The sequence below is a fragment of the Methylobacterium nigriterrae genome (assembly GCF_037106235.1).
Classification (GTDB): Bacteria; Pseudomonadota; Alphaproteobacteria; order Rhizobiales; family Beijerinckiaceae; genus Methylobacterium; species Methylobacterium nigriterrae.
In genome coordinates this window covers 1-3,252 of record NZ_JBAWTG010000264.1, presented here as the reverse complement: position 1 = coordinate 3,252, position 3,252 = coordinate 1, and the positions used below count along the sequence as shown (strand labels likewise).

Below are 3,252 nucleotides of genomic sequence, written 5' to 3'. Positions count from 1 at the left end.
AACGCCGAGATCGACCCGGCCGCCGGAACCGAGAGCGGCAACATCGGCAGCCTCAACCCCCAGAGCAGCGTCCAGCGCAAAAAACCCGCAGCCTGACGGACAGACCGAACTGCGTCCGGTCCGCCGCAAGCGGGCCGGAGGTCGCGGAACATCCATGCGGCGCCCGATGGCCGGGTGCCGCCTAGTACCGCGCTTCAGACGATGTATAAGTCATAGGGTATACCGCAGACCACGCGTGCGGGTCGCCGCTCGGGTTCCGAGCCGACCGGGGGCTTCGCGCCATACCCCCACGCGCCGTGCGACGCCCCGATCTCGGATCGGGCGTGGCGCCAGCGTTTCGTGCAACCGATCAGGATCGAGACAGACCATGACCAAAGCTCTCGAAGGTGTGAAGATCCTCGACTTCACGCACGTGCAATCCGGCCCGACCTGCACCCAGCTACTGGCCTGGTTCGGGGCCGACGTGATCAAGGTCGAGCGTCCCGGCGCCGGCGACGCGACCCGTCAGCAGCTCCAGGACATCCCGGACGTGGACAGCCTCTATTTCACGATGCTGAACCACAACAAGCGCTCGATCACGCTCGATTCCAAGAATCCCAAGGGCAAGGAAGTGCTCTGGCGGCTCGTGAAGGAATGCGACGTACTGGTCGAAAACTTCGCGCCCGGCGCGCTCGCCCGCATGGGCCTGACCTGGGAGAAGATCCACGAGGCGAATCCGCGCATGATCCTGGCCTCGGTCAAGGGCTTCGGTCCCGGCCGCTACGAGGATTGCAAGGTCTACGAGAACGTCGCCCAGTGCGCCGGCGGCTCGGCCTCGACCACGGGCTTCCGCGACGGCCTGCCGATGGTGACGGGCGCCCAGATCGGCGATTCCGGCACGGGCCTCCACCTGGCGCTCGGCATCGTCACGGCCCTCTACCACCGCACCCATTCGGGCCTCGGCCAGCGGGTCGACTGCGCCATGCAGGACGGCGTGCTCAACCTCTGCCGGGTGAAGCTGCGCGACCAGCAGCGTCTCGGCCACGGCCCGCTCAAGGAGTACAGCCAGTTCGGCGAGGGCGTGCCGTTCGGCGAGGCGACCCCACGCGCCGGCAACGATTCCGGCGGCGGCCAGCCCGGGCGCATCCTCAAGTGCAAGGGCCACGAGAACGACCCGAACGCCTACCTGTACTTCATCACCCAGGCCGCGGTCTGGGAGCCGATCTGCGACATCATCGGCGAGCCCGGCTGGAAGACCGATCCCGCCTACGCGACCCCGAAGGCGCGTCTGCCCCACCTCAACGAGATCTTCACGCGCATCGAAGCCTGGACGATGACGAAGACCAAGTTCGAGGCGATGGACATCCTCAACAAGTACGACATCCCCTGCGGCCCGATCCTGTCGATGAAGGAGATCGCCGAGGACGAGGCGCTGCGGCGGACGGGCACCATCGTCGAGGTCGACCACCCGACCCGCGGCAAGTACCTGACGGTCGGAAATCCGATCAAGCTGTCGTCGAGCCCGGCCGAGGTGAAGCGCTCGCCGCTCCTCGGAGAGCACACCGACGAGATCCTTCGCGACGTCCTGAAGTACACGGACGAAGAGATCGTCGAGATCTCCGGCTCCGGCGCCATCGGCGCCGTGCAGAAGATCGCGGCGGAGTAGGAGCCCCGCACGGAACTCCCGCCGCGCCGTCGCGCGCAGCGGGAGGGCTCCCGATGGTCAGGCGTCTCGTGAGTTGCTCTGATCTCGCCGCTGTCGACGCCCCGGCCCCTTGCGGGTAGGTGTTGAGGATCGAGGACCCGCTTGGGGGCGGCGGCGCCCCTGCCCCTCCCCGCAAGGCGGAGGGGATGTCCGTTCCAGCCCGGAGTGCCCATGCGCATCGCCTTCATCGGTCAGCAGGATTTCGGAAAGGCCGTGCTCGAGGCCTTCCTGGCGCGGGGCGATGAGGTGGCGGGGGTGTTCTGCGCCCCCGAGAAGGAGGGTGCGAGACCCGACGTGCTGCGGATGGCGGCGCTCGACAAGGGGCTCAGGGTCTTCCAGTTCCCGAGCCTGAAGAGCGCCGAGGCCGAGGAAGCGATGCGCGGGCTCCACGCCGATATCGGCATCATGGCCTACGTGCTGCAGTTCGCGCCGCAGAGCTTCGTCAGCATCCCGCAGCACGGGACCATCCAGTACCATCCGTCCCTGCTGCCGAAGTATCGGGGTCCTTCCTCGATCAACTGGCCGATCGCCAAGGGCGATACCGAGACGGGGCTCTCGATCTTCCGGCCGACCGACGGTCTCGATGAAGGGCCGGTCATCCTGCAGAAGACCTGCCCGATCGGCCCCGACGACACGATCGGCGACGTCTACTTCAACCGCCTCTTTCCCCTCGGCGTCGACGCGATGCTGGAGGCGGCCGACCTCGTCGTCGCCGGCAAGCATGTCGAGATCGCGCAGGACGAGGAACAGGCGAGCTACGAGGGCTGGTTTCGCGCGCGCGAGTCCCAGATCAACTGGGCGAGCCACGTCGACCACATCTACGACATCATCCGGGCGGCGAACCCGGCCCCCGGCGCCTGGACGACGCTGAACGGGGCCAAGCTCCAGATCTTCGACGCGCGCAAGCATCTCGTCCGCACGATCGGGGCCGTGAAGGGCAAGATCGGCGAGGTCACGGAGGTCGGCGAGCAGTCGATCCGTGTCACCGCGCAGGGCGGTCAGATCGAGATCTTCAAGCTGAAGGCCGAGGGCGGCAAGAAGCTCTCGGCTGCCGAGTTCGCGGGCTGCGGCGCTGTCAGCGTCGGCACGATCCTGGGCTCCTGAGCGGACCGCAAACGCGTCGGACGAGACCGGCCGTTATCGGCACAGCCCGGTCGAGACCGTCATCCGAGCCGCCGGCCGCGCGCCTGCGTCGGCATCGGCGGAGCTTGACAATACCGAAATCTGGCATACCAGTTTCATTCTGACTGGAATGTCAGTCATTGTTGGAATTGCGGGATGCGGCCGGCGGCCGAGCTTCGCGACATGCGCCTGCGCGCCGGTCGACGCAGCTCGTACGGCACGGGCCGGGCGGACATATCACGGGGACAGTCCGCCGTGGCGGAATGAGAGCCGTCGTCAGAACGGCAGACGCGGCAGTCACGACGCCGATGCGCCCGCCGGGCGCCCTCGGCACGGGAGGAGGGACGATGAACATCCACGAGTATCAGGCGAAGGCGGTATTGCGGGAGTTTGGTCTGCCGGTGTCGCGGGGTGTTGCGGTTTTGGCGGCGTCGGAGGCTGAGGCG

At 67.4% G+C, this 3,252-nt stretch carries 2 protein-coding genes; both read left to right on the top strand.

Going from position 1 to position 3,252, the window contains the following annotated elements; all coding sequences use genetic code 11:
• Window positions 1-367 precede the first annotated feature (367 nt).
• A complete protein-coding gene (gene frc / locus WDW90_RS35800; protein ID WP_336492505.1) occupies window positions 368-1,645 on the top strand; it encodes a formyl-CoA transferase in 1,278 nt (425 codons plus the stop codon).
• 210 nt (window positions 1,646-1,855) lie between these two features.
• Window positions 1,856-2,788 (top strand): methionyl-tRNA formyltransferase, encoded by a 933-nt coding sequence (locus tag WDW90_RS35795; RefSeq protein ID WP_336492504.1) that lies wholly within the window; start codon window positions 1,856-1,858, stop codon window positions 2,786-2,788.
• Window positions 2,789-3,252 lie beyond the last annotated feature (464 nt).